Here is a 25,827-nt window from a genome sequence, read left to right as displayed (position 1 = left end):
TTTGCTTGTTCATGGTACGTTTAGTGGACATCAATCCGGGATTCAGGAGGATTCGTCACCGTGAGCATCGTTCGTAAAATCACTTTGGGATATGTCATCCTGATTTTTATTCCAGTTGTCGTGTTCGGTTACTACTATTACTCCCAAATCTACGGCAACCTGACCAATCAATTTGTCCAAAGCCGTCAAAAAATACTGGAGCAGGCCCATGCCAATATGAAGATGGACCTGACCCGGATCGACTCCATCCAGCGTATGCTGCAATATAACCCGTATGTCACGGATTATCTGAACGGAGTATATGAATCGGATTCGCACAGCATTTACGCCTACAACCGTTACATCAGTCCGGTTATCACCCAATCGCTATTTATCAATCCGGAAATTGAGAGCTTCCGGATCTATAAAACCAAACAGCGGGTACTTCCGATTACTGACCGTTTTCTGGACATGTCATCTCTGAATCCGCAGGGCCAGGAGGTCGCGCACACGCTGAAGCCCGGTCAAGGAATATGGATGCTGACCGATCCGGGGGCGGCGGTGCCTTCGCTTATGTTCTACCAGAACATTTACAACTCTGATTTTACCGAGAAAATCGGAATTCTTGAGCTGCGCGTCGGCAGCAGTTTAATCGGGAAGCTGTACGAGGCGGCCGGGGGAAGAGACAATTGGCAAGCCTTCCTGCTTCCCGAGCAGGGGGTGCCGCCGGCGGAAGGCGCCCCGGCAGGCATTGACAAAGCAACCTGGAAGCTGCTCGGTTCCAAGGATGCCCGGCCTTATTTTATCAACAATAAAACTATTGTGAATCAGTTATACATTGAGGAACTGGACGTCCGGGTCGTCGTGACCGGTAAGGTTGACGATGTGTTCCGCACAATCAAGCGCAAGGAGATTATTCTGGTCTTTACGATCATCGCGCTTCTGGCGGTCTTGTCATTTGTTTATTATGCGCTCGCATCGACAATTACCAAACGCATTCTGCTCCTTGCCAGACATATGCGCAATCTGGACGACGATAATATGAAGCAGTTCATCAGCAAGCACGATAAACCGAACCACCTGGATGAGATCGGATTTCTGACCTCGACCTACAATTCGATGATCCGGCGCATGGACGAGCTGATCAACAACGTCCACCGGTCCGAGCTGCGGAATAAAGAAGCGGCTTATAAAGTGCTTCAGGCCCAGATCAAACCGCATTTTCTCTATAATACCCTTGAGACGATCCGGATGCTGGCTGAGTCCAATAATGACAAGGAAGTAGCGGATATTTCGTTCTGGTTCGGCAAGCTGATGCGTTACAGCCTGTCCTCGGAAGGGGACCGGACCGTTCTGGCCAGAGAAATCGAAACGGTCGTCTTCTATCTGAATATTCACAAGATGCGGCTTCAGCACAGACTGACCTACGAGATTGACGTCGCCATGGATGCGGAGCAGCTGGACTGTCCAAGATTCATGCTCCAGCCTCTGGTCGAGAACAGCATCGTTCACGGGGCGTCCGCGATACTCAGGCCCGTCCATATTAAGCTCCAGGTCCGGGAAACCGGAGATGAAATCCGCATCTCCATTACGGACAACGGAACAGGCATCCAGGAGGACAAGCTGCTGGCGATACGCTCCCAGCTGGCAAGGGGAGACGACAACAGAGCCGCCGCAGAGAACGGGGGAGGCGTGGGGCTGTTCAATGTCAGCGAACGGATCAAATCGTTTTTCGGCGGCTCCTCGCAGCTGGTTATTGACAGTGAGCAGGACCGGGGGACATGCCTAAGCATCATCATCTCAAAAGGAGGGACGGGTCCGACATGAGAGTATTGATTGTAGACGATGAGCCGCTTATCCTTAACGGATTGGTTAAGATCATCGGTGAAGCGGCACCGCTCGGGACAGAGGTATTCAAGGCGAACAACGCTTTTGAGGCACTGGATCTCATGAAAGACTACATGCCGGATGTGACCGTTACGGATCTTCATATGCCGGAGAAAAACGGATTCGAGCTGATCGAGGCAGCCAGGGACAGCGGGCTATGCGACCGTTTTATTATCCTTACGGGCTACGATGAATTCGAATATGTACGGAAGGCGCTCCGCACGGGAGTGGTGGATTATCTGCTGAAGCCGATCGACAAAAATGAGATTGCCTTACTATTGGCGCGTATTGACCAGGAGCTTCCTTCCGAAGCCGACCCGGAGTGCTCAGGGCATGCGAAACGCATTCTGGCTTATACCAAAACCCATTATATGAACGATCTGTCACTGGACCATCTTGCCGAATTGATGAAGCTTCATCCGAACTACATCAGCAGCCTGTTTAAAAAAGTGACGGGCGACACGTTTGTCAGTTATTTGAATGCATTCCGGATCAAGGAGGCCCAAAAGCTGCTCAGATCCCAGCGGCAGCTGTCCGTGAACGCCATCGGGAAAAAGGTCGGTTTTGAGAATAAGCATTATTTCACCAAAGTGTTCAAAAAGTATACGGGCATTACGCCGGGCGCCTACCGGGAAGAGGGCGAAGCGGAATGGAATGACGATGGCGGGGAAGTTTCCGTCGGGAAGTGAACAAAAGAGAGCGGCCAGTGCGATCGACAAGATATGCTCGTATATCGAAAAAAATCTCACCCAGGATCTGTCGCTGGTCCGTTTGGCGGATGCGCTCAGCGGGTAATACTAAATTTCTGCTCGCGGCGGCGCAAGACCGCTTGCTGCTGCCGGGAACAGATCAAAGACAATCGCTCCTTTGGGGATGGATGGCGGAGCCTCCATTGTATCCAAAAGAGCGATTTTTGGTGTCTGTTTATGAATATAAAAGATGAACTTAAAAATTTCATAAAAGGGTAGAAGTGCGGAGGGGAAGTTTGGAACTGGAAGAGCGAATGCGTCCGCCTTTGTCACCGGATTTCAACCGCGAAAGGCGGTTCTAATCAAGAAATCTGGGGACAACAGCGGCTGGAAGTCCAAACATTCCCCGCAGTGACGATCATACCCACAATGTGAAACTTAAGTTCAACTTATATAAATGCGGTAGTTTCCGCTTAGGGCCAGCAAGCTGAAGAAGTATAGGCAGTTATCGTAATACCGGCGGACACCGGTGCGCAGCGGGGTATTCCAGAACAGCTTGACGTAATGTCCGGCATCCGGCCCATCGGCAGCGAGCGAGGCCATAGCCAGGGTTGCCAGAAGGCCGACCGGATGCAGGGACGGCTCCTCAAACGGCTGGCCGTCAATGGTGTAGCGCCGGTAATCGGCGGCATCGATGTCGCGGAAAAAGGCCTGAATCCGGTTGGACTGCCCTGTCTGCCAAGGGTCGCAGCGGAACCATTCATAGTCCAGCCCGATGTTGGCCGCGACCCGGTAAGCATCACTGAAGAAGTGGCGGAAGTCTCCATGCGGCTGGGGCTCGGCCGGGGTTCCGTCATAGTTGGCATATTCGGGGGAAAGGCCGGTTACCGGATGACAAGCCTTGTGCAGATAGGCTCTGCTTCTGGCAGCGGCCTCTTTCCAGAAAGCCCTGTCCTGTTCATCTGCCTGCAGGGCAAATAATTCATAGAAATGGGGCAGATGGTAGGAGGGATCGCTGAAAGGGGTCTCAGGAACAAATTTAATCAGCTTGGTCGCCGGGTCCCACATCGGATCGCCATCTTCATTTTCCCCTTTATGCACACAGGCGCGGAGAATGATTCTGGCCTGCTCGGAATAGTTGAACGGTTCGGCGCCGTCGCCCCAGCGCTTGGAGGCAAAGAACAGCGCCATGGCAAAAAATTCTTCCCCGTCCGGCGCCGGACCGGGCGACAGCCGTGTTCCGTCCGGCTTGCAGTGCCAGGCGAAATAATCCTTGTAACGGCCTTCCGTATGCTGCATATATACTTTGGCGAACTTCCAGAGCCGGTCGAATTCCTCCTGCTTGTTCATTTGAACAGCCATCATCATTCCGTAGGACATGCCCTCTGTCCGCACATCGGTATTGCCGGTATCCACGATATAGCCCTTATCATCACCCATGGGATGGTAGATTCGGACATCGGGCGCGCCGTAGAATAATTCGTTCCAGGTGTCGTCAAGCTTGTGCCGGACGGCCTCTTCCGATATTCCGTTTTCGCGAAACAGGTTTCTGTATTTTCCCGTATAGAAGGAGCCTTCTGTGAAGATATTCATAACAATCCTCCAATGGATAGAGTTTTGCCCAAAGTATAACATAGGCGGAACTATAGAAATTAAAGCGTTTTCCTTAAAATTTATAGGTGATCCGGGCTGAGCCTATAATCTTAGAATAGATCAATGTTAAGTGGCTATATGTCATGGACTTCGGTCAAGGCGCATCCCTATACTGTAAGGGACAAACCGTGATGCCAAAAAAATATAAGGGTGATGGTTATGCGCAACAAGGGTGAAATTACGATGGCAAAAAAACAAGGCTTCAATCCGTATCTCCCGTCCTGGGAATATATCCCTGACGGCGAGCCGTATGTTTTTGAAGGCAGAGTATATGTGTATGGCTCGCATGACCGTTTTAACGGGCACGCTTTTTGCTTGAATGACTATGTCTGCTGGTCGGCACCGGAGGACAATCTGGCCGATTGGCGGTATGAGGGTGTAATCTACCGGACTACGGATGACCCGTTGAATCCTGAAGGCAGCATGTGCCTGTATGCTCCCGATGTCACCGTGGGACCGGACGGTCGGTATTATCTCTACTATGTGCTGGACAAGGTTTCCGTCGTTTCGGTGGCGGTCTGCGACAAGCCGGGCGGCAAGTATAAGTTCTACGGTTATGTCAGATATGCCGATGGAACACGGCTTGGCGAGCGGGAAGGCGACGAGCCGCAGTTTGACCCGGGGGTATTGACCGAAGGAGACACCACCTACCTGTACACCGGCTTCTGCGGATACGGCGACAAGTCCAGACACGGGGCGATGGCTACCGTACTCGGTCCCGATATGCTTACGATTATTGAGGAGTCTGTGTTCGTTGCACCGAGCCAGCCCTACAGCAAGGGGAGCGGATTTGAGGGTTTTGAGTTCTTCGAGGCCCCTTCGATTCGCAAAAGAGGGGATATCTACTACCTGATCTACTCCTCCATCTCCATGCATGAGCTGTGTTATGCGACCAGCAAGCATCCGACCAGAGGCTTCACCTATCAGGGAGTCATTGTCAGCAATTGCGATCTTCATATAGATACGTACAAGCCGGCGGATCAGCCGATGTATTACGGCGGCAATAACCACGGCAGCATCGTTGAGGTCAATGGAGAGTGGTATATTTTCTATCACCGTCATACCAACGGGACCGCGTTCTCACGCCAGGGCTGCATCGAGCCGATTACGTTCCGTGAAGACGGCACGATTCCGCAGGTGGAGATTACAACCTCCGGCCCGAACGGCGGACCGCTTGCAGGACGCGGGGAATATCCGGCCTATCTGGCCTGCCATCTGTTCACCAAGGACCAGGAGATGTACACCGGAGGCTTCGGCCCGATGGGAGCCTGGATGGACAGCCGGTTTCCGAAGATTACCCAGGACGGCAGGGATGGCGATGATGAGATTGGTTATATCGCCAATATGACCGACTCAGCCACAGCCGGATTCAAGTACTTCGATTGTCAAGGGGTTACCCGGGTCTCCATCAAGGTGCGCGGTTACTGCCATGGAGAATTCCAGGTAAAGACCGCCTGGGATGGACCGGTGTTGGCCTCAATCCCGGTAGGCTTCACCAATGTGTGGACCGAATATACAACAGACGTGGCTATTCCTGACGGGGTACAGTCCTTGTACTTCACTTATACGGGCGGCGGCGGAGCGCAACTGGGTTCCTTTACACTGGCATAAGCCTGGTTGAAAAATATAGACAGCAGGACCGCAGCATTCGCTGACGGTGCTGCTGTCTTGCTGTTTAGAGGCCATCACAGGCCGGAGGCGTACCGGGCCTTATACTCTGAGGGCGTCATGTCCATATAATGCTTGAACCATTTGGTGAAGTAGCTGACATGCTGGAACCCGGACTCCAGAGCAGCCTCCAGCACATTGTAAGCGCCGCTGCGCAGCAGGCTGGCCGCCTGGCTGATGCGAATATAGTTGAGATATTCCATTGGCCTCATGCCGGTCCGGTCCTTGAAAAACTTGCAGAAATGCGAGCGGCTCAGCGACACCACCGCAGCGAGCTGGTCCAGCTCCAGCTTCTCGCGCGAATGCTCCTCCATATAGCTCAGAACCTGCCGGATCTGCCGGTTGTCCTCGCGCGCGCGGCGGGCTCCAGGATCAGGCTCCATCCCCGTCTGTGCGAGCGGGTAACTGTCGGCAATGAACAGCAGCAGGAGCGCCTTCAGACTCATCTCATAGGCCGCAGCCTTCTGGTCATAACGTTCCAGCAACTCTCTGACCAGCCGGAGCAACGGTAGGTGGGCGCTATCCGCCGCAGATAATAGGACCGGCAGCCGGGCCGTCTCCTGCAGGAGCGGGTCCAGGTACTGCACCTGTACCCGGTCGGGATGGGGCGAGGACAGCCAGGAGATGCGGAAGACAATCGAATAGTAGCAGGTGCCCCCGGAGCCGGTGTCCATGCCGGAATGGAGCTCCCCGGGATGGACGATCAGGGCATCTCCGGCATGAAGGGCGTATTCGCGGCCCTCGATATAGAACATAGCCTGGCCGGAAGCCAGAGTGATAATCTCCATCTCATTATGCCAATGCACCGGAAGGATGGTATGCACGCCGGCCGGATGCTCCACCTTGTAGATATGCAGCGGGAATTCCGGCTGGCCATGCAGCTTATGCTCCCGGTAACGGTGTTCGTACATGTTGCCCTCCTGTGAATCGAAATATTGTGCTGATGAACCGCAAATATCTGCTAGAGAATCCGCTATCAATAATAATATCATTATAGTTATGGGAAGTCATAATGAAAGGTGGATGCATTGTGGAATTGAAGCATGTACATTCCGGCAAGGACGGGATCAGGCTGGAAACGACAGAGGGGCTTATGCAGATTGACTGGTGTACGCCGGACATTGCCAGAATCCGGTATACATTAAATGCGGAGCTAAGTGGCAAAGAGAGCCTGATGGTAGTGAGCTGCCCGGAAGCGGAGGCGGTTGAATATAAGGTGACGGACCTTCCGGGCCATCTGGAAATCGCAACCGCAGAGCTAACCATCCAGGTGGACAAAGCGACCTGTGCCTTCAGCTACAGAGCTGCGGACGGCACACTGCTCACACGGGAGCCGGCCAGAGGCGGCAAAACCCTGGAGCGCACAGAGGTCTATCATACGGTTTTCGATGCTTCAGCAGACACGATAGAGACTGGACAGGGTGCTGATGGGTTGCGTGCAAGAGCGGAAGGAGTGAACCGGAGGCTGGAGCGGGAGGCTTTTCATACGAAGCTGGAATTTGAATGGCAGGAGGGTGAAGCCCTGTATGGGCTGGGCTCCCATGAAGAGGGAATGATGAACCTCCGGGGCAAGCATCAGTACCTGTATCAGCAGAATATGAAAGCGGTTGTCCCGGTCCTGGTCTCTACGCGCGGTTACGGGATTCTCGTTGATTCGGGTTCGTACATGACCTTCCACGATGATGCCTTCGGCTCGTATCTCTGGACCGATGCGGATGAGGAGATGGATTACTACTTCATTCACGGACCGGAATTCGACCAGATTACAGCGGGCATCCGCTATCTGACCGGAGAAGCTCCGATGCTGCCGAAGTGGTCCTTCGGGTATGTACAGTCCAAGGAAAGGTACGTCTCCCAGGCGGAATTGATTGCCATCGTGCAAGAGTATCGTGAACGTTCGCTTCCCCTCGACTGTATCGTGCTTGACTGGCAGTCCTGGACGGGCAATCTGTGGGGGCAAAAGACCTTCGATCCTGAACGCTTCCCTGATCCCTCGCAAATGATGAACAGCCTCCACGCCATGAACGCCAAGCTGATGGTATCGATCTGGCCGATTATGGGCGCAGGCGGGGCTAATCATGAGGAGATGAACGAACGCGGCTTCCTGCTAGGTAATCAGGCTACCTATGATGCCTTCCGGGAGGAAGCGCGAGAATTGTACTGGAAGCAGGCCAATGAAGGACTGTTCGCGCATGGAGTCGATGCCTGGTGGTGCGATTGCACCGAGCCGTTCGAAGCGGACTGGAAGGGTCCGGTGAAGCCGGAGCCGGAGCAGCGGCTGCTGATTAATACGGCAGAGTCGAAGCGGTATCTCGATCCGGGCATGATTAATGCCTATTCCATGCAGCACTCCAAAGGGATCTATGAAGGCCAGCGCGCAGAGACCTCAGCGAAGCGGGTGATCAATCTGACACGCTCCGCTTATGCCGGGCAGCACCGGTATGCCACGATCACCTGGTCCGGTGACACCGCCGCCAACTGGGAGACGCTGCGCAGGCAGATTGCCGACGGTCTCAACTTCTGTGTGACCGGCTCGCCTTACTGGACGCTGGATATCGGGGCCTTCTTCGTGAAGAATCACAAGGAGCAGTGGTTCTGGAGCGGGGATTATGACGATGGTGTTGCCGATCTGGGCTACCGGGAGCTGTACGTCCGCTGGTTCCAGCTCGGAGCCTTCCTGCCGATGTTCCGTTCGCATGGCACGGATACACCAAGAGAGATATGGCAGTTCGGTGAAAAGGGCGAGCTGATGTATGATACGCTGGTGAACTATCTGAAGCTCCGTTACAGGCTGATGCCATATATCTACTCCCTGGCGGGAGCTGTGGCACACCGAAGCTATACTATGTTCCGCGCGCTGGCCTTCGACTACCGGGAGGATGTGCGGGTTCATGCCATCGGCGACCAGTTCATGTTCGGTCCGGCCTTCATGGTGGCTCCCGTGACAGAGGCTATGTATTACGGTCCCGGCTCCCGTGAGCTTGAGGGTATTCTTAAGCAGCGCAGGGTCTACCTTCCTGAAGGGGAATGGTATGATTACTGGAGCGATGAACGGCTGGAGGGCAGCGTGACGATTGAAGCCAAGGCGGATCTGGAGACGCTTCCCCTGTATGTCCGTGCCGGGTCCATTGTTCCGCTCGGACCCGATGTTCAATATACGGATGAACAGCCGGAAGCTGTGACCCGGCTCAAGGTATACGGAGGCAAGGATGCAGCCTTCACTCTGTATGAAGATGAAGGCGATAATTATAATTATGAGACCGGATCGTATTCGATGATTGAGCTGAGCTGGTGTGAAGCGGACCGCAGCCTGACTATCGGGAAGCGGACGGGAGAATATGCCGGAATGCAGGCGGTAAGACAATTTGCCGTAGAGCTGGCCGGTCATGCCGGAAGCTGTATTGTTACTTATGAAGGGGAAGCTGTTACCGTCCGCGAAGAGGACTTGCACTGCTGAGGCCTAATTGGATTTTTGACCAATTATACGCTGGATAGAAAAGCTTTAGTAAGCTCTGTTACTCTTGCGGTAGGCGGCGGGTGTCATGCTGGTGATTCTTTTGAACGTACGGTAAAAATGGGGCAGGCTCTCGAAGCCGCAGGCCATGGCAATCTGCTCGATGGTATAGCTTGATTGCAGCAGGCTGTCCTTGGCGGCAAAGATCCGCTTGGTCGCAATATAATCCGTCACATTCATGCCCAGACGCTGCTTGAAGACCCGGCTGAAATGGGCTGGTGAGATCGCCGCCCGTCCGGCCAGGGTGCCTAGCTCCAGCGGCTGATCCAGATGATCGTTGATATAGCTGAGCGCCTCACGGAACCACTCCGGCAGCAAGGGACTTGAAGCAACAGGCTCGGCGGTTTGCGGCAGGCAGTAGCGGTTCAGATGCAGCAGTGTAAGATGAAGCAGCAGCGTAAGCGCCTGCCCGCCATCCTGTTGATTCTGCTCGCGCTCCCGGTGGATCTCCTCGATATCATTTTGCAGAATTTCAGCATGTTCAGGAGACAGGGTATACTTATACTGCTTGTTTGTCTTGGCAGCGTCGAACAGCTTCAGATAGGGATAAGACTCACTGTAGGTATGGTTATGAATCAGAGCCGGGCTGAAAAAAAGGGCGGAGGAAGTCACCGGCTCCTCATTGTCGGGAAATCCCCGGTGCACCGTGTTCCCGGGAACGACAATTATGTCGCCCGGATGCATCTCATAAAAGGTCTGATCGATGAAAAAGCTTCCTTTGCCGCCATATACGTAGATGAATTCATACCAGTCATGCTGGTGGTCGGGCAGCTCGCGCTGCGGGCTTTTCGTTTCCTTATAGTCCAGCAGCAGCGTAAACGGCAATTGATGGTCAAAATGCCTGCGGATCGGTTCCATGACGTCGCCCCCTGAGTCAAATCTGAAGATTCTTACCCACATCATATCAAAATAAGGTATAGATTTGTTTGTTTTAGCTATTTTTATTCCTTTATCGGATGTTTACAATAAGGTGGAATGGAGGCGTTATCATGTATATTGATGCTCATCAGCATTACTGGAAGATAGACAGGGATGATTATGGATGGATTACGCCGGAGATTCCGGTGCTGTTCCGGGATTATCTGCCTTCAGACCTGGAACCGCATTTGCACAGGCACGGCATCAGCCGCACGATTGTGGTACAGGCTGCACCGACCGTGGAGGAGACGGAATACATTTTGGGACTCAGCGGGCAAGCGGAGTCCATCGCCGGCGTGATCGGCTGGCTGGACCTGGCAAGCCCGACCTTCAAGGAGCAGCTCCGGCAGCTTCGCGGGCACCGGAAGTTCACCGGGCTTCGCGTCATGATTCAGGAGATGGAGGACCCCGGCCTGCTTTTGACCCGGCCATATATAGAAGCGCTCTCATATCTTGCGGACGAGGATCTGCCCGTTGACCTGCTGGTTCTGGCGGACCAGCTTCCGCAGCTGATTGAGATGCTGGAACGGGTTCCGGGACTGCGGGGGGTCATTGACCATCTGGCTAAGCCGCCGATTGCTTCGGGTCAATTAGAGCCGTGGCGAAGCCGGATGGCGCAGATTGCGAAGCACCCGGGGATTTATTGCAAGCTGTCCGGGATGGTCACCGAAGCCGATCCCCAGGGCTGGACGCAGGAGGATTTCACTGCTTATGTTCATGCCGTGCTGGAGCTGTTCGGACCGGAGCGGGTGATGTTCGGCAGCGACTGGCCCGTGTGCCTGATGGCGGCAACCTATGACGAGGTTGTGGAGGTTCTGCGCAGCGCACTACAGGGCCGTTTGTCAGCGGAAGAGATGGAGCCGGTGTTTGGAGCGAATGCGGCGGGATTTTACAAGTTAGATAAGTAGCACTTAAGTCAGTAACGAGAAGGGAAAAGAAACGGAGGGGAAATTTGGAACTGGGGGAGCGGTAGCGTTCGCCATTGTCACCGGATTTCTACTGCGAATAGCGAGTTAAATTGAGAAATCTGGGGACAACAGCGACCGGAAGTCCAAATGTTCACCGCAGTGACGATTACGCCTCCAGTTCCAATCTTAAGTGCGGCTTATATAGATTCATAAACCATGGGAGGTAGTGCAATATGAAATACAGAAAGCTGGGCAATACGGGACTGGAGGTATCGGCATTAAGCTTCGGGGCCTCTTCGCTGGGCAGCGTGTTCCGGGAGGTTCCGAGGGATGAGGCCATCCTTACGGTTCATACGGCGATTGATCTGGGGATTAACCTCATTGACGTTTCCCCGTATTACGGTCTGATGAAGGCGGAAACGGTGCTGGGCGAGGCGCTGCAGACGGTACCGCGCGACAAGTATATCCTGAGCACGAAGGCCGGGCGTTACGGCGAGGGGGAATTCGATTTCTCCAGGGAGCGGATCATCCGCAGCGCGGAAGAGAGTATGGGCCGCCTGGGCACGGATTATCTGGATATTCTGCTGCTGCATGATGTTGAATTCGGCCCGGTAGAGCAGGTGATGGAGGAGGGAATTCCGGCGCTGGAAGAGCTGAAGCAGGCGGGCAAAATCCGTTACTACGGCGTCAGCGGCCTGCCTTTGAGCGTGTTCGAGAAGGTGCTGCCGCAGACCAGGCTGGATGTCATTCTGTCCTATTGCCATTATTCGCTCAACGATACCACGCTGCTCAGGCTCCTTCCGCTGCTGGAGAAGAGCGGCACAGGGCTGATGAATGCGTCGCCCATCTCGATGGGGCTGCTCAGCAACCGCAAGGTGCCGGACTGGCATCCGGCGGGAGCAGAGATTCAGGCTGCGTGTCAGCGCGCTGCTGAATACTGCAGAGACAAGGGAGAAGACATTGCCAAGCTGGCGGTCCAGTTCTCCACCGCGAACGAGCAGATTCCAACCACCTTGGTCAGCACGGCAACACCGGCTAATATCCGCAACAATATTAAGTGGACCGAAGAGCCAATGGACGAACAATTACTGACTGAAGTGCGCGACATTCTGAAGCCGATTGACGGGGCGACCTGGCCGAGCGGCCGGGCAGAATGGAACGAAGCACCAGGCCGGAACGGGGAGCGCTTATAATGAAGGGAATTATTTGTGAGGAAGTCGGAAAGTTCGTATTCCGCGAGGATCTGCCGGAGCCGGAGCTGCGGGACGGGGAAGCCATTATCAGCATCCGCCGCATCGGGATCTGTGGAACAGACCTGCACGCCTACCGGGGCAACCAGCCTTATTTCACTTATCCGCGTGTGCTGGGGCATGAGGTGTCCGGGATCATTGAGCGCATTGGCGACAATCCGCAAGGGCTGCGGGCCGGGGATCAGGTCAGTGTCATTCCCTATCTGCATTGCGGAGAGTGCCGGGCCTGTCTGAGCGGCAAAACGAATTGCTGCCAGAAAATGAGAGTATTCGGTGTTCATCTGGACGGCGGGATGCGGGAGCGGGTATCCTTGCCTGTCCGCAATCTGCTGAAGACAGACGGGCTGACGCTGGATCAGGCTGCCATGCTGGAGCCACTGGCGATCGGTGCCCATGCGGTGCGGCGCTCCGGCATCAGCGCCGGGGATCAGGTGCTGGTGATCGGAGCAGGCCCGATCGGGCTAGGCGTGATGGCAATGGCCCGGTACGCCGGGGGGAAGGTCATTGCGATGGATGTCAACGATGAACGTCTGGTCTTCTGCAAGGGCTGGGCGCAGGCGGAACATACGGTAAGCGCTTTGAAAGAGCCGAAGGAACAGCTATCGGCGCTGACGGACGGCAATTTCCTGCCGCATGTCATTGATTCCACCGGCAACATCTCTTCTATGGAAGGCGCCTTCGGACTGGTCGGTCATGGAGGAACATTAACCTATGTCGGTCTGGTCAAAGGCAATATTACCTTTAGTGATCCCGATTTTCATGCCCGCGAGATGACGGTGCAGGGCAGCAGAAATGCGACCCGTGAGGATTTCGAGCGGGTAATCAGCGCCATTAGGGACGGTTACATTGATGTGGACAGCTATATTTCCCACCGCTGCTCATTCGGGGAGATGATTGGGCAGTTCGAGAGCTGGCTGAAGCCTGAATCCAAGGTAATCAAGGCCCTGGTTGAGCTGAATTAACTGCGAAGGAGCGGAAAAGCGATGACAAGCAAGGAACACAGCCAGCGTTTATGGTACAGTGAACCGGCACAGAATTGGAATGAGGCGCTGCCGATCGGCAACGGGCGGCTTGGAGCCATGATCTTCGGCCGGGCGGCCGAGGAGAAGCTCCAGCTCAATGAGGATTCCGTCTGGTACGGAGGTCCGCGTGACCGCAACAATGAAGATGCGTTGCCCAACCTGCCGAAGCTCCGCCAGCTGATTCTTGAAGGCAAGCTGCGGGAGGCGGAGGAGCTGGCGGCCATGACGATGGTGGGTCTGCCGGAAGCGCAGCGCCATTATCTGCCGCTTGGCGACCTGCTGCTGTCGTTCGGCGGACATGAGCAGCCAGTGGAAGATTATAGCCGGGAGCTGGATCTGGAACGCGGCGTATCGCGGGTGAGCTATGTGACCGGCGGGGTACGATATACCCGTGAACTGTTTGCCAGCTACCCGGATCAGGCCATCGTGGTGCGGATTACCTCTGATCAGAAGAACGCAATCTCCCTGAAGGCCAGGTTCAACCGCCAGAACTGGAGAATGCTGGAGAAGACCGAGAAATGGAATGACAGCGGACTGGTGATGGGCGGAGAATGCGGCGGGCGCGGGGGCAGCTCCTTCGCTGCCGTATTGAAGGCCGTCACAGAAGACGGCACCTGCCGCAACATCGGCGAATATGTACTGGTGGAAGGGGCAAGCTTTGTCACGCTGCTGCTTGCCGCAGGAACCACGTTCCGCCATCCCGATCCGGCACTTCATGCCAAGCGGCAGCTTGAAGAGCTGAGTAGGGTTCCTTATGACAAGCTGCTTGCCCGTCATGTCGCGGATTACCGCAGCCTGTATGGCCGGGTTACGCTCACGCTCCCGGAGAACACCGAGCTGAACGCATTGCCCACCGGCGAACGGCTGAACCGCTTCCGGCAGGGGGAAGAGGATCACGGGCTAATCACAACCTACTTCCAATATGGCCGGTATTTGCTGATCGCCTCCAGCCGCCCAGGCTCCTTGCCTGCGAATCTGCAGGGCATCTGGAATGACAGCTTCACCCCGGCCTGGGACAGCAAATTCACGATCAACATTAACGCGCAAATGAATTACTGGCCGGCTGAAATCTGCAATCTGGCGGAATGTCATGAGCCGCTGTTCGATCTGATCGAACGGATGCGTGAGCCGGGACGGGTGACCGCCAGGGTGATGTATGGCTGCGGCGGCTTCACGGCACACCACAATACGGACATCTGGGCAGATACTGCTCCGCAGGATACGTACCTGCCCGCATCGTTCTGGCCGCTGGGCGCAGCTTGGCTATGCCTGCACATGTGGGAGCATTACCGGTTCAGCCAGAACCGCCATTATCTGGCGAATGCCTACGATACCATGAAGGAATCTGCGCAATTCCTGCTGGATTACCTGATAGAGGATGAGTCGGGCCGGCTGATTACCTGCCCGTCCGTCTCGCCGGAGAACACGTACCAGCTTCCCGGCGGAGAATCGGGTGTGCTGTGCGCCGGAGCCTCGATGGACTTCCAGATTATTGAGGCGCTGTTCAAGGCCTGTGTCCAGAGCTCGGAGATTATCGGGCGGGATGAGGTATTCCGCGAAGAGCTTCGCGCGGCGCTGGACCGGCTGCCGGGACCGCAGATCGGCAAATATGGGCAGATTCAGGAGTGGATGGAGGATTATGAGGAGATCGAGCCGGGTCACCGCCATATCTCCCATCTCTTCGCCTTGTATCCCGGGGACGCCTTCACGGTCCAGGGGACGCCTGAACTGGCAGCAGCCGCCCGGACAACGCTAGAGCGCAGACTGGCCAGCGGCGGCGGACACACTGGCTGGAGCCGGGCTTGGATCATTAACTTCTGGGCGCGGCTCCAGGATGAGGGCAAGGCCTATACCAATGTGCGGGCGTTGCTGGAGCATTCGACCCTGCCTAATCTGTTCGACAATCATCCGCCGTTCCAGATTGACGGGAATTTCGGAGGAACAGCGGGCATCGCGGAGATGCTATTGCAGAGTCATACAGAAAGTATCAGACTACTGCCTGCATTGCCTGCGGACTGGAGCGAGGGCAGTGTCAAGGGTCTGCGGGCAAGAGGCGGTTATACCCTCGATTTCACCTGGAGCGGTGGACTCGTTGCGGAAGCAGTGGTAACATGTACCGTATCCGGCCCTTGCCGGCTCGAAGGTCCGGGACTTGATTCCGTATCGTTCACAGGAGAAGCGGGAAGCACGTATACATTCACCCGCTGAAGCCGGTCAGCAGGCTGCCGGATTGACGAATACTATAAGATAGTACACTGGGATTGGCGCATTTGCGTCAATCCCTTTCTGCTGTGGTGGGCTAGAAAGCCAATGTGCTGAGGTGGCGGCACGTGGGCCGAATGTATGCGAAAAACCGAACACAATTTGCTGAGGGGACGGCGCATGGGCCGAATGTATGCGAAAAACCGAACACAATTTGCTGGGAGGCGGCACGTGGGACGAATGTATGCGAAAAACCGAACACAATTTGCTGGGAGGCGGCACGTGGGCCGAATGTATGCGAAAAACCGAACACAATTTGCTGGGAGGGGGCGCGTTGGCCGAATGTATGCAAAAAATCGAACACAATTTGCTGGGAGGCGGCACGTGGGCCGAATGTATGCGAAAAACCGAACACAATTTGCTGAGGTAGCGGCGCGTGGGCCGAATGTATGCGAAAAACCGAACACAATTTGCTGGGAGGCGGCACGTGGGCGAATGTATGCGGAAAACCGAACAGAATTTGTTGGGGGAAAGCGCGTGGGCCGAATGTATGCGAAAAACCGAACACAATTTGCTGGGAGGGGGCGTGTTGGCCGAATGTATGCGAAAAACCGAACACAATTTGCTGGGTAGGCGGCACGTGGGCCGAATGTATGCGAAAAACCGAACACAATTTGCTGGGAGGCGGCACGTGGGCCGAATGTATGCGAAAAACCGAACACAATTTGCTGGGGGACGGCACGTGGGCCGAATGTATGCGAAAAACCGAACACAATGTGGTGGGGAACGGCACGTGGGCCGAATGTATGCGAAAAACCGAACACAATTTGCTGAGGTGGCGGCACGTGGGCCGAATGTATGCGAAAAACCGAACACAATTTGCTGGGAGGCGGCACGTGGGCCGAATGTATGCGAAAAACCGAACACAATTTGCTGGGGGACGGCGCATGGACCGAATGTATGCGGAAAACCGAACACATTGTTCTGGGGGAAAGCGCGTTGGCCGAATGTATGCGAAAAACCGAACACAATTTGCTGGGTAGGGGGCACGTGGGCCGAATGTATGCGAAAAACCGAACAGAATTTGCTGGGGGACGGCACGTGGCCAAATGAAGAGCATTAGTGCCCCTGAATTCGCCTGAATTTGTCAAAATCCGGCCAACCCGAGGAGGCCGCAAGCAGGCTCAGGCGCCAGGCGCAGCCAGCTCAGGAAGAACGGCAATTCCGCTGCCGCGCTGCAAGCAACCGTTTTCTTTTTATGAATTTTCAGGGGGGAAGACCTATATTCTATGAATTGTAAGCGCATTCTGAAAACGTATAATTAAAGTTGTCACCAGGAGAAATTAGAAGCATAAGCGATTAGCCAAAAAGGGGAGGCATAACAACATGCACAAAACGGCAAAACGTTCAGCAGCAGCCGCTGCAGCCGGTGTATTAGCACTCACACTGGCACTGACAGGCTGTGGATCAAGCAATAACACCAGCAACACCGGCACCAAGGATACCGCTACTGGAGGAAATGCCAGCCCGGCAGCAGCCGGAGACGACACGGCTCCGGTAACCTTCTCGGTATTCATGAACGGTCCCGGACAACAGCCAACGCCTGACAATAAGATTCTGAAACTGATTAAGGACGAGACCGGGATCAGCTTCAACATGGAATTCCTGGTCGGCGACCTGCAGCAGAAGCTGGGTGTCATGATTGCCGGAGGCGACTACCCGGACATCCTGTCGGGCGACGACAAATTAATCAACGCCAAGGCGTACATTCCGCTTGAGGATCTGATTGAGAAATATGCTCCCAACCTGAAGAAGCATTATGGTGCTGTCTGGAACCAGATCAAGGATGAGAGTGACGGGCACATTTACGTACTGCCAAGCTATGGCGTCTATCAAGGTAAAATTACCGAGCCTACTTACCAGGGACCAGGCTTCTGGCTGCAAAAGGGCGTGCTTGAGGAAATGGGCTACCCTACTCCCAAGACCCTGGATGAGTATTTCGATATCATTGCCAAATATAAAGAAAAACACCCGGACATGATCGGGTTCGAATCACTCAACTTCGACTGGCGCGTGTTCCCGCTGCAGAATCCCCCAGAGCATCTGTCGGGGCATCCGAATGACGGGGCCGTTATTGTAGATAACAATGTAGCACAGATTTTTGCCGACAAGGATATCTCCAAGACCTATTACAAGAAGCTAAATGAGATTAACGCTCAAGGCTTGATGGATAAAGAAGCCTTCGTTCAGAACTATGACCAGTATCTGGCCAAGGTTGCAAGCGGCAAGGTAATCGGGATGTTCGACCAGCACTGGAACTTCCAGGACGGCGAGAAATCCCTGATCTCCCAAGGCAAGCTGGAAAATACGTATATCGGCTTCCCTCTGCTCTATCCGGGCGCAGAAGAATGGTACCGTGACCGCGGAGCGGTCGGCACTAACCGCGGATTCGGAATTTCGATCAATGCCAAGGACCCTGTCCGCATTATCAAATTCTGGGATAAGATGATTACCGAGGATTGGCAGAAGACGCTTCAATGGGGCGTGAAAGGCGAAGATTATGAAGTGAACGCAGACGGCTCCTTCTACCGTACGCCTGAGCAACGGGCGAATGCGGATCAGACTAGCTGGCAGGTTGCCAACAAAATCTCAGGGATGTTCGGTTACATGCCCAAGATTCAAGGTACGTACAGCGACGGTAACGCAGCAGATGCCGGTACACAGCCTCAGGAATTCTTCGACAGCCTGAAGCCTTACGACCAGAAGATTCTGAAGGCGTACAACAAGAAATCCTGGTCTGAATTCTTCAAGGAACCAAAAGAGAACAATATCTACTTCCCTGCGTATTCCATCGTGCTTAAGGATGGTTCACCAGCCCAGCTCGCACAGTCCAAACTGAATGACCTCCAGATCAAATATTTGCCGAAAGCCATTATGGCCAGCCCTGCAGAGTTCGACAGCGTGTGGCAGGATTATGTGGACAGAATCCACAAGCTGGACATTAAGGCCTATGAAGACCGGATGAATGAAGGCATTCAGCAGCGTATCGAAAAATGGAGTGTCAAGTAAGACATTCAGTACAGAAAAAGGAGCGGGAAATGCTATTTCCCGCTCTTCCTAAATAGGACTGCGTGAATAGGACTGCGTGGAGAGAATGATTTTTACAGGAGGGAATACAACATGTCTGATGCCGTACTGGACAAACAGGTCAAAAAACAGAAGACCCGAAAAAGCAAAATCGATCCGGAAATCGGTGTGAGTCTCAGCTGGAAAACACTGAAAGCACAGAAACAGCTTATTTTTATGTCTGTGCCCATTGCACTATATCTGATTATCTTCAACTATGTTCCCATTTGGGGCTGGCTTATGGCCTTTCAGAATTACCGCCCGGCGGTGTCCTTTGGCCAGCAGGAATGGGTAGGCCTGCAGCAGTTCAAGTTTTTATTCTCCGATGATACCTTTATGCTGGTACTGCGCAACACCATTGCCATGAGTTTTATTAACCTGGTACTGGGTACGGTTACGGCTATCGGTCTGGCTCTGCTGCTGAATGAGATCAAGCTCAAGTTCTTCAAGCGTGCAGTTCAGTCGATTTCCTATTTGCCGCACTTTCTGTCCATGGTTATCGCTGCGGGGATTGTGTCCACTTCACTCTCCATCGATGGCGGGATTGTCAATGTCGTTCTAATGAAGCTTCACCTGATTAAAGATCCGATTATGTGGCTCAGTGAAGGGAAATACTTCTGGGGCATTATCGGGGCTTCGAACGTGTGGAAAGAGGTGGGCTGGGGTACGATCATCTATCTGGCGGCCATTACCTCCATCGATCCTTCCCTGTACGAGGCAGCTTCCATTGACGGCGCGAAACGTTTTCAAAAGATGCGTTATATTACGCTTCCGGGAATCAAGGCTACATTCGTTATTTTGCTGATTATGAACATTGGACATATTCTGGATGCCGGCTTCGAGCTTCAATATCTGCTGGGCAACGGACTTACTGTGGACTATTCGCAAACCATTGATATCTTTGTAGTGAAGTATGGTCTGGCTATGGGGAACTACTCGCTGGCTACGGCGGCAGGGATCTTCAAAACGATTGTCAGTGTCATTCTCGTATTCATCGCAAACAATGTCGCAAAACGCCTCGGCGAAGAGCGATTACTATAGAGGAGGAAGCCCATATGAAAGCCGGGACCAAAGGTTCAAGCCGGATTGAGCCGGTTGTATTTCATACGATCAACACGATATTTATGCTCTTTGTGGTTACTGTCACGCTCTATCCGTTCCTCCAGACGCTGGCGGTATCCTTCAATGACGGCAGCGACACGCTGGCCGGGGGGATCTATCTCTGGCCCCGCGCATGGACGCTGGAGAATTACCGGGCGGTCTTTATATCAGGCACGATCTATCATGCCGCATTTATCTCGGTATCCCGTACGATCATCTCAACGGTGCTGGGTGTATTCCTTACTACGATGCTGGCGTATGCACTGGCGCAGCCGCAATATATTTTTCGCAAAAAGATCAGCCTGCTGTTCATCCTGACGATGTATTTCAATGCCGGGCTGATTCCGAACTACTTCCTGATCAAGAATATGGGCCTGCTGCATAACTTCATGGTCTATATCCTGCCGAGTCTGGTCAGCGCGTTCAACCTGATTATCATGCGGACGTATATCCGCGGGCTTCCGTTCAGTCTTACCGAATCGGCGAAGATTGACGGGGCGGGAGAATTCAGAATTTTCTGGAAAATCATCTTCCCGCTCTGTACGCCTGTACTGGCAACCGTTGCCCTGTTCATCGCGGTAGGTTCCTGGAATGCCTGGTTCGATACGTTCCTCTATGCCTCCTCGGATCTCAAGCTTAGCACCCTGCAATATGAAATGATGAAGATGCTGGGCTCTATCATGAGTGCGAACAATGATCCTTCGATGCTTGCCGGAAACCAGAACAATCAGGTCCAGTCACTGGTTACGCCAGCCTCCATGCGTTCAGCAATTACGATCGTTACAGCGGTTCCGATTCTGTTCGTCTATCCTTTTTTGCAGAAGTATTTCGTGGTAGGATTGAACCTGGGAAGCGTGAAAGAGTAATTGTCACTATGTATTATATAAGGAAAATATGTATACTATAACCGTTTCGGGTGCGGCCGAAGCGGTTTCTCCTGTTCAATCATGGGGAGTCCTGGCGGGCTCCAACTACTTATATAAAGATGGTGATCCCATGCTTAAGGTACTGTTTGCCGACGATGAGCCGATTATGCTGGAAGGACTCCGCTTCCTGGTCGACTGGGAGGCACTAAATTATGAAGTATGCGGCGAGGCGCTGGACGGGGAGGATGCGCTTGAGCTGATCGGCAGCACCCGCCCTGACCTGGTTATCACCGATGTGCGTATGCCGGTCATCGACGGCCTTGAGCTCATCCGAAGAACCTCTGAAAGCGATTTCCAGCCGAAATTTATTATTTTTAGCGGCTATGCTGACTTTGAGTATGCCAAGCGGGCCCTTAAATACGGAGTATCCAATTATTTGACCAAGCCTCTGGATGAAACGGAGCTGACGGAGGCGCTGCAGACGGTAACGGAACAGATCTTCAAAGAACGTAAGGCGTCCTCACGGCGTGATGCGCTCTCGGCTCTGATGCAGGAGGATATGGTATCCCGGCTCCTGATGCGGGAGAATACGGAGGAGGAGCGGGAGAAGGGGCTGAAGACGCTGGGGATCTCCCCCGCCTCGCGGCTATGCTGTGTTCTGGTCCAAGGAGCAGCTCCGGACAGCCTGCATATGCGTGAGCAGGTCGCTGCCATGAGCGGCAAGGAGCCGCTGCGCAGCATTACGGTCTATCCGTTCACCGCAGGCAGCGGGAAGCACGGGTATCTGCTGGTGTCCCCGCAGGAAGGGCCGGCGCTTGACCGGGCATTGCTTACCCGGTGGATGGAGGAGATGCGGCCGCTGTACAGCACGCCGGTCTTTTTCTCGGCAAGCCTTCAGCATCAGGGCCCGGAGACTCTGAATACGGCATACCATGAGGCGCTGGCAGCTGAGCTGTGCAGGCCGGATGGCCCGGGGGGCGGGGTGGCCGGCTTCTTCGAGAAGCAGGATAAGACGCAGATGGCCATGCTTCCGGCAGAGCTGAGACGGTCGTTGCTGCAATCCGTCACCGAAGGGAAGGTCGATCACCTCACGGATCAGCTTGGCGAGGTGTTCAAGATTTTCTCGGCGGAGGTGGCTTCCAGCTCCTGGATCGACGCTTTTCTGGCCAACGTCAAAGCTGAGCTGCTACGTGAAATTACCGCCAGAGGGGGAGACTATGCGCAGTGGGTGCAGAAATGGTTCCCGTCCCGGCATACGGCCAGCTGTCTTCCGCTGCTTGAGCGTCAGATAGAGGAGGAGCTGTGCGAGGCAGCAGAGTGGTTCGCAGCGGCTGCGGACGGCAGGGCGGAGGATCAGATCGTGGCCGCAGCGATCGAGTATGTCCGCGGGCATTATCAGGAGAAGCTGAAGCTGCAGGATATTGCCAAGCACCTGCATGTAAATTCCGCCTACCTGGGACAACGGTTCAAGAAATATTACGGCAGCTCCTTCAACGATTATCTCCATGAATTCCGTATTGAAGAAGCGAAGAAGCTGCTGCGCCGGACCGATATGGGAATATCAGATATTGCAAGCAGAGTGGGCTATTCAGACGCCGATGTGTTCGCCGCCAAGTTCAAGGCGCTTAACGGAGTGACGCCTTCTGTATACAAGAAGAGTTAATTCAACAGGGAGGAGGGGGCCTGCATGAAGGATAACCGGAAGCCATCTGCCTTCATCAATGATATTCCGCTCAAATACAAGTTTTTGTTTATCTACTTACTGTGTGTGCTCGTCCCCATACTTAGCATCAATGCCCTCTTTTATGTACAGATCAGCCGCAATGTGGAGGCACGGGAGAGGGAGAATCTGGAGATATCGGTAGACCGGGTGGTCTATGACCTGATGCAGATCGTGAACGAATGCGTGGCGATCAGCAACACGGTGGCTGCGGACCGGCCCTATATGGAGATGATGGATTACGCCTACCCGGATAATGAGGCTTATTATGATGCCTATAATGATTCTCTGAAGGATAAGCTGCGGCAGTACAGCAATCTTCACTCCTATATTTCCTGGATGGGCATATACACCTCTAATCCGACGATCCAGAACGGCAACAGCTACTTCATTCTGTCGGACGCGGATAAGAGAAGTGAATGGTACCGCAAAATCTCAAGCAGCACAGACAAAGTGCTGTTGACTTCTTATCAGGGAACCAACCCGCTGAATCCGCCGCAGCAGGAGGTGCTGGTCAGCCTGATCCGGAAACTGGATAACTTCACAGGCCAGCCCTACACGAAATATCTGAGGATCGATCTGCGGCTGAACAATATGCAGGAGGTGTTCCAGAAGGAGCGTGACTATCTGGATTTCAAGCTGCTGGATGAGAAGAACCGGGTCGTGCTGGCCTCGGACCGTTCCTTCTCCTCGCTGGATGCGAGTGCCTTGCTGAATGTGGACACCAGCCTTGACCAGCCGCCCAAGCAGATTGTCCGGGCGCTCAGCAGTGCAGCTTACACTACGGGCTGGCGGCTGGTCGGAACTCCGGAAGGGCGTAAGATCAACCATGAGATGGACCGCGCACTCAGGAACTCGCTGATTCTGGTCCTGCTGACGATCATCATTCCCACCCTGCTTATGATTGTTATTATTCGCTCCTACAATCTGCGGGTAAGGCTGCTCTACAAGCATATGAAGCTTGTCAAATACGAACAATTCGAGAGCATTGATATGTATGAAGGGAAGGATGAGATCGGCGGTCTGATCCGCAGCTTCAATCTGATGACCGGCAAAATCCGCAATCTGATCAATGATGTCTATAAGCTGGAGATCCAGAAGAAGGATCTGGAGCTGGAACGGGTGCGGGCGGAGCTGAAATATCTGGAGAGCCAGGTGGACCCTCATTTTCTGTTCAATACGCTGAATGCGATCCTGGTCATCTGTAAGAAGTATAAATATGAACAAGTTACCGATGTCATCCGGAATCTGGCCCTGATAATGCGCAGGCTGCTGAGCTGGAAGGATGATCTGATTACGTTGGAGGAGGAAGTATCCTTCATTGAGATGTATCTGCAGATTGAGAAGTTCCGCTTTCAGAACCGGTTCTCTTATGTGCTGGATATCGAGCCTGAGGTGCTGAACTGCCGGATTCCCAAGATGAGTATTCAGGCGCTGGTGGAGAATTCCTGCAAGCATGGCCTGCAGTCGGTCAAATGGGCAAGGGAAGTCCACGTGTCCGCTTCGCGGAATGGGACGGGGCTGCTGATTATGGTGACCGACAATGGCAAAGGAATTGAGAAGGAGAAGCTGGAATGGATCAAGTCCCATCTGGAAACAGAGGAGGATACGGGTCAGAATGTCGGGCTCCGCAATGTGTATAAACGCCTGATGCTGTATTACAACGGCAAAGCTACATTCAGCATTGAGAGCACCGAGTACGAACGGACGGTCATTACCATCCAGATTCCGGGGGAATTGAGTCTGGTTCCGGTAGAGGAGGGATCTCATGTATAAAGTAGTGCTCGCAGATGATGAGACCTTTGCATTAGAGGGGCTGCGGACGCTGACCGACTGGGAGGAGCTGGGCTTCGAGGTATGCGGCGCCTGCGAGAACGGGGAGGAGGCGCTGGCCGCCATTATCCGCAGCTCGCCCGATCTTGTGATTACGGATATCCGCATGCCCGAGATTGACGGACTTGAGCTGATCCGGCGCGTACGCAGCCTTGACATGGAGCAGCCGATCTTCATCGTGCTCAGCGGCTACGGCGAATTTGAATACGCCAGAACAGCCATTCGTTACGGGGTGAGACATTATCTGCTGAAGCCGGTCGTCGATGCGGAATGGGATAAGGTGCTTACCGATATTACGGACGAACTGGAGCTGCGCCTTAAGCAGACCATGCAGCAGAGTATGCTGGCCAGCCGGCTGCTGCCGCTCGCCATTGCGCGCATGCTTGAGGGGCACTGGGCGGAGCCGGATGAAGAGACTGCCGAGCAGATGGACCGCCTGGATGAGGAGGCCGCTGGCTGGACGTATGTGCATGTGGAAGGCCACAGCAGCAATATTACGGAGCTCTGCCGGGAGCTGGCCGGACCGGCAGGCGCCATGTTCATTGATCTGCCCGGAGATCAGGCCGGGCTGGTCGTGGAGAGCTCGTCACCAGCGGCGGGGCTGGCGGAGGAGCTGTACGCCAGGCTGACCCGCAGCGGAGTAAAGGGTTCGGTCAGCATTGGGCCAAGTGTGCGGTCCCTCCGCGAGCTGCCGGTCTCCTACCGCGAAGCGGCAGGCGCTGCGGCCCGCCATTACTTCTATTCGGACGGGTGCGGTCCGGTCGATTCAGCCAGTGAAGCCGAGGGCCAGGTGAACTACACGCTCCCATCCGCAGAGCTGATTGAAGAGATCATCAGCGCAGTGGAGCGGCTGCATGAGCAGAAGGCCGCGGAGAAGCTGGGCGAGTTGTTCAGCGTGTTCAGGGAGAACCGGACCGATCCGGGAGTCGTCCAGATGACGGGAATGGATATCATGCTACGGAGCATGGAGCTGCTGAAGGAATTCGGAGGTGCGGACGATCAGTGGATCGGCATGCTTGATTTTTTCAGAACAGAGCCCAAATCCCTGGAAGACCTGCAGATCACTCTGGAGACGGCGCTGGGAACCAGTATGAATTATATCCGGCAGCACAAGGAGCGTAACTCCGAGCATCCGCTGATCCGCGTTGAATGCTTCTTAAGAGAACATTATTCAGAGCATCTGACGGTAAAAGAGATTGCGGAGCATTTCTATATCAATCCGGTGTATCTGGGCCAGGCCTTTATCAAAAAGCACGGCATCAGCATTCTTGAGTACATTCATAATTTGCGGATCGAAGCAGCCAAGAAGCGGCTGATCGACACTCATGATACAGTCAGAAGCATTGTGGAGAGTGTCGGTTATGTACACTATCATCATTTCTTAAGAGAGTTCGAGAAACGGACGGCGCTGAAGCCTGTTCAGTTCCGGGCACAGGCTCAGGGCAGATAAGAAATAGGGTGCAATTATTTATTTGGGGTCCATCTATTTAC

The 25,827-nt window shown here is 54.1% G+C and carries 19 protein-coding genes; 15 read left to right on the top strand and 4 right to left on the bottom strand.

The window, feature by feature from the left end; translation table 11 throughout:
* Positions 1-60: 60 nt before the first annotated feature.
* Genes PRIO_RS24925 through PRIO_RS37225 form a run of 3 tightly spaced genes read left to right on the top strand, consistent with a single transcriptional unit; the run spans position 61 to position 2,661 of the window.
* On the top strand, positions 61-1,806 hold the full coding sequence (locus PRIO_RS24925; protein ID WP_020432786.1) for a sensor histidine kinase: 1,746 nt from the start codon (positions 61-63) through the stop codon (positions 1,804-1,806).
* Complete coding sequence (locus tag PRIO_RS24920; RefSeq protein ID WP_020432785.1) at positions 1,803-2,555, top strand: response regulator transcription factor; 753 nt, start codon at positions 1,803-1,805, stop codon at positions 2,553-2,555. Before PRIO_RS24925 ends, PRIO_RS24920 begins: the two co-directional genes overlap by 4 nt.
* Positions 2,527-2,661, top strand: coding sequence for a hypothetical protein (locus tag PRIO_RS37225; protein WP_269451276.1), 135 nt, complete (start codon positions 2,527-2,529; stop codon positions 2,659-2,661). Before PRIO_RS24920 ends, PRIO_RS37225 begins: the two co-directional genes overlap by 29 nt.
* Before the next feature lie 2 nt (positions 2,662-2,663).
* On the opposite strand, the gene PRIO_RS37015 is transcribed toward PRIO_RS37225, so the two are convergent.
* Both PRIO_RS37015 and PRIO_RS24915 read right to left on the bottom strand, forming a co-directional pair.
* Positions 2,664-2,888: a hypothetical protein gene (locus PRIO_RS37015; RefSeq protein WP_144412132.1), complete on the bottom strand. Its 225-nt coding sequence runs from the start codon at positions 2,886-2,888 to the stop codon at positions 2,664-2,666.
* 111 nt (positions 2,889-2,999) lie between these two features.
* Positions 3,000-4,148, bottom strand: coding sequence for a family 8 glycosyl hydrolase (locus PRIO_RS24915; RefSeq protein ID WP_020432784.1), 1,149 nt, complete (start codon positions 4,146-4,148; stop codon positions 3,000-3,002).
* 243 nt (positions 4,149-4,391) lie between these two features.
* On the opposite strand from PRIO_RS24915, the gene PRIO_RS24910 reads away from it, so the two are divergent.
* Positions 4,392-5,819: a family 43 glycosylhydrolase gene (locus PRIO_RS24910; RefSeq protein ID WP_046507392.1), complete on the top strand. Its 1,428-nt coding sequence runs from the start codon at positions 4,392-4,394 to the stop codon at positions 5,817-5,819.
* A 74-nt stretch (positions 5,820-5,893) separates the two neighbouring features.
* On the opposite strand, the gene PRIO_RS24905 is transcribed toward PRIO_RS24910, so the two are convergent.
* Complete coding sequence (locus PRIO_RS24905; protein ID WP_020432781.1) at positions 5,894-6,787, bottom strand: AraC family transcriptional regulator; 894 nt, start codon at positions 6,785-6,787, stop codon at positions 5,894-5,896.
* 119 nt (positions 6,788-6,906) lie between these two features.
* Between PRIO_RS24905 and PRIO_RS24900 the strand changes: the two genes are divergently transcribed.
* Positions 6,907-9,333, top strand: coding sequence for a glycoside hydrolase family 31 protein (locus PRIO_RS24900; RefSeq protein ID WP_020432780.1), 2,427 nt, complete (start codon positions 6,907-6,909; stop codon positions 9,331-9,333).
* A gap of 45 nt (positions 9,334-9,378) precedes the next feature.
* Here PRIO_RS24900 and PRIO_RS24895 read toward each other — a convergent pair whose 3' ends face one another.
* Positions 9,379-10,248 (bottom strand): AraC family transcriptional regulator, encoded by an 870-nt coding sequence (locus tag PRIO_RS24895; RefSeq protein WP_020432779.1) that lies wholly within the window; start codon positions 10,246-10,248, stop codon positions 9,379-9,381.
* Between the two features lie 131 nt (positions 10,249-10,379).
* On the opposite strand from PRIO_RS24895, the gene PRIO_RS24890 reads away from it, so the two are divergent.
* The 10 genes from PRIO_RS24890 to PRIO_RS34085 all read left to right on the top strand — a co-directional run bounded on the left by PRIO_RS24890 (position 10,380) and on the right by PRIO_RS34085 (position 25,786).
* A complete protein-coding gene (locus tag PRIO_RS24890; RefSeq protein WP_046505194.1) occupies positions 10,380-11,216 on the top strand; it encodes an amidohydrolase family protein in 837 nt (278 codons plus the stop codon).
* 233 nt (positions 11,217-11,449) lie between these two features.
* Positions 11,450-12,409 carry an aldo/keto reductase gene (locus tag PRIO_RS24885; protein ID WP_020432777.1) on the top strand — a complete coding sequence of 320 codons (960 nt, stop codon included), beginning with the start codon at positions 11,450-11,452 and terminating at the stop codon, positions 12,407-12,409.
* Positions 12,409-13,428 (top strand): zinc-binding alcohol dehydrogenase family protein, encoded by a 1,020-nt coding sequence (locus tag PRIO_RS24880; protein WP_020432776.1) that lies wholly within the window; start codon positions 12,409-12,411, stop codon positions 13,426-13,428. Before PRIO_RS24885 ends, PRIO_RS24880 begins: the two co-directional genes overlap by 1 nt.
* Before the next feature lie 21 nt (positions 13,429-13,449).
* Positions 13,450-15,696 carry a glycoside hydrolase family 95 protein gene (locus PRIO_RS24875; protein WP_020432775.1) on the top strand — a complete coding sequence of 749 codons (2,247 nt, stop codon included), beginning with the start codon at positions 13,450-13,452 and terminating at the stop codon, positions 15,694-15,696.
* 1,380 nt (positions 15,697-17,076) lie between these two features.
* The gene (locus PRIO_RS24860; protein ID WP_046505183.1) at positions 17,077-18,759 is read left to right on the top strand and encodes a type 2 periplasmic-binding domain-containing protein; all 1,683 of its coding nucleotides are present in this window, start codon (positions 17,077-17,079) and stop codon (positions 18,757-18,759) included.
* Positions 18,760-18,870: 111 nt separating this feature from the next.
* Positions 18,871-19,857, top strand: a complete 987-nt coding sequence (locus tag PRIO_RS24855) for an ABC transporter permease (RefSeq protein WP_020427247.1) — start codon at positions 18,871-18,873, stop codon at positions 19,855-19,857.
* Positions 19,858-19,871: 14 nt separating this feature from the next.
* Positions 19,872-20,783: a carbohydrate ABC transporter permease gene (locus PRIO_RS24850; RefSeq protein ID WP_020427246.1), complete on the top strand. Its 912-nt coding sequence runs from the start codon at positions 19,872-19,874 to the stop codon at positions 20,781-20,783.
* 28 nt (positions 20,784-20,811) lie between these two features.
* Positions 20,812-22,446, top strand: coding sequence for a response regulator transcription factor (locus PRIO_RS24845; protein ID WP_081487127.1), 1,635 nt, complete (start codon positions 20,812-20,814; stop codon positions 22,444-22,446).
* A gap of 24 nt (positions 22,447-22,470) precedes the next feature.
* Complete coding sequence (locus tag PRIO_RS24840) at positions 22,471-24,279, top strand: sensor histidine kinase (RefSeq protein WP_046505180.1); 1,809 nt, start codon at positions 22,471-22,473, stop codon at positions 24,277-24,279.
* Positions 24,272-25,786, top strand: coding sequence for a response regulator (locus PRIO_RS34085; RefSeq protein ID WP_052741518.1), 1,515 nt, complete (start codon positions 24,272-24,274; stop codon positions 25,784-25,786). The genes PRIO_RS24840 and PRIO_RS34085 overlap by 8 nt, the downstream gene beginning before the upstream one ends.
* The last annotated feature ends 41 nt before the right edge of the window (positions 25,787-25,827 follow it).

It is taken from the genome of Paenibacillus riograndensis SBR5 (genome assembly GCF_000981585.1).
In the GTDB taxonomy this organism is placed as follows: Bacteria; Bacillota; Bacilli; order Paenibacillales; family Paenibacillaceae; genus Paenibacillus_AQ; species Paenibacillus_AQ riograndensis.
The sequence above is the reverse complement of the archived record's forward strand: the minus strand, read 5'-3'. Positions and strand labels throughout refer to the sequence as shown.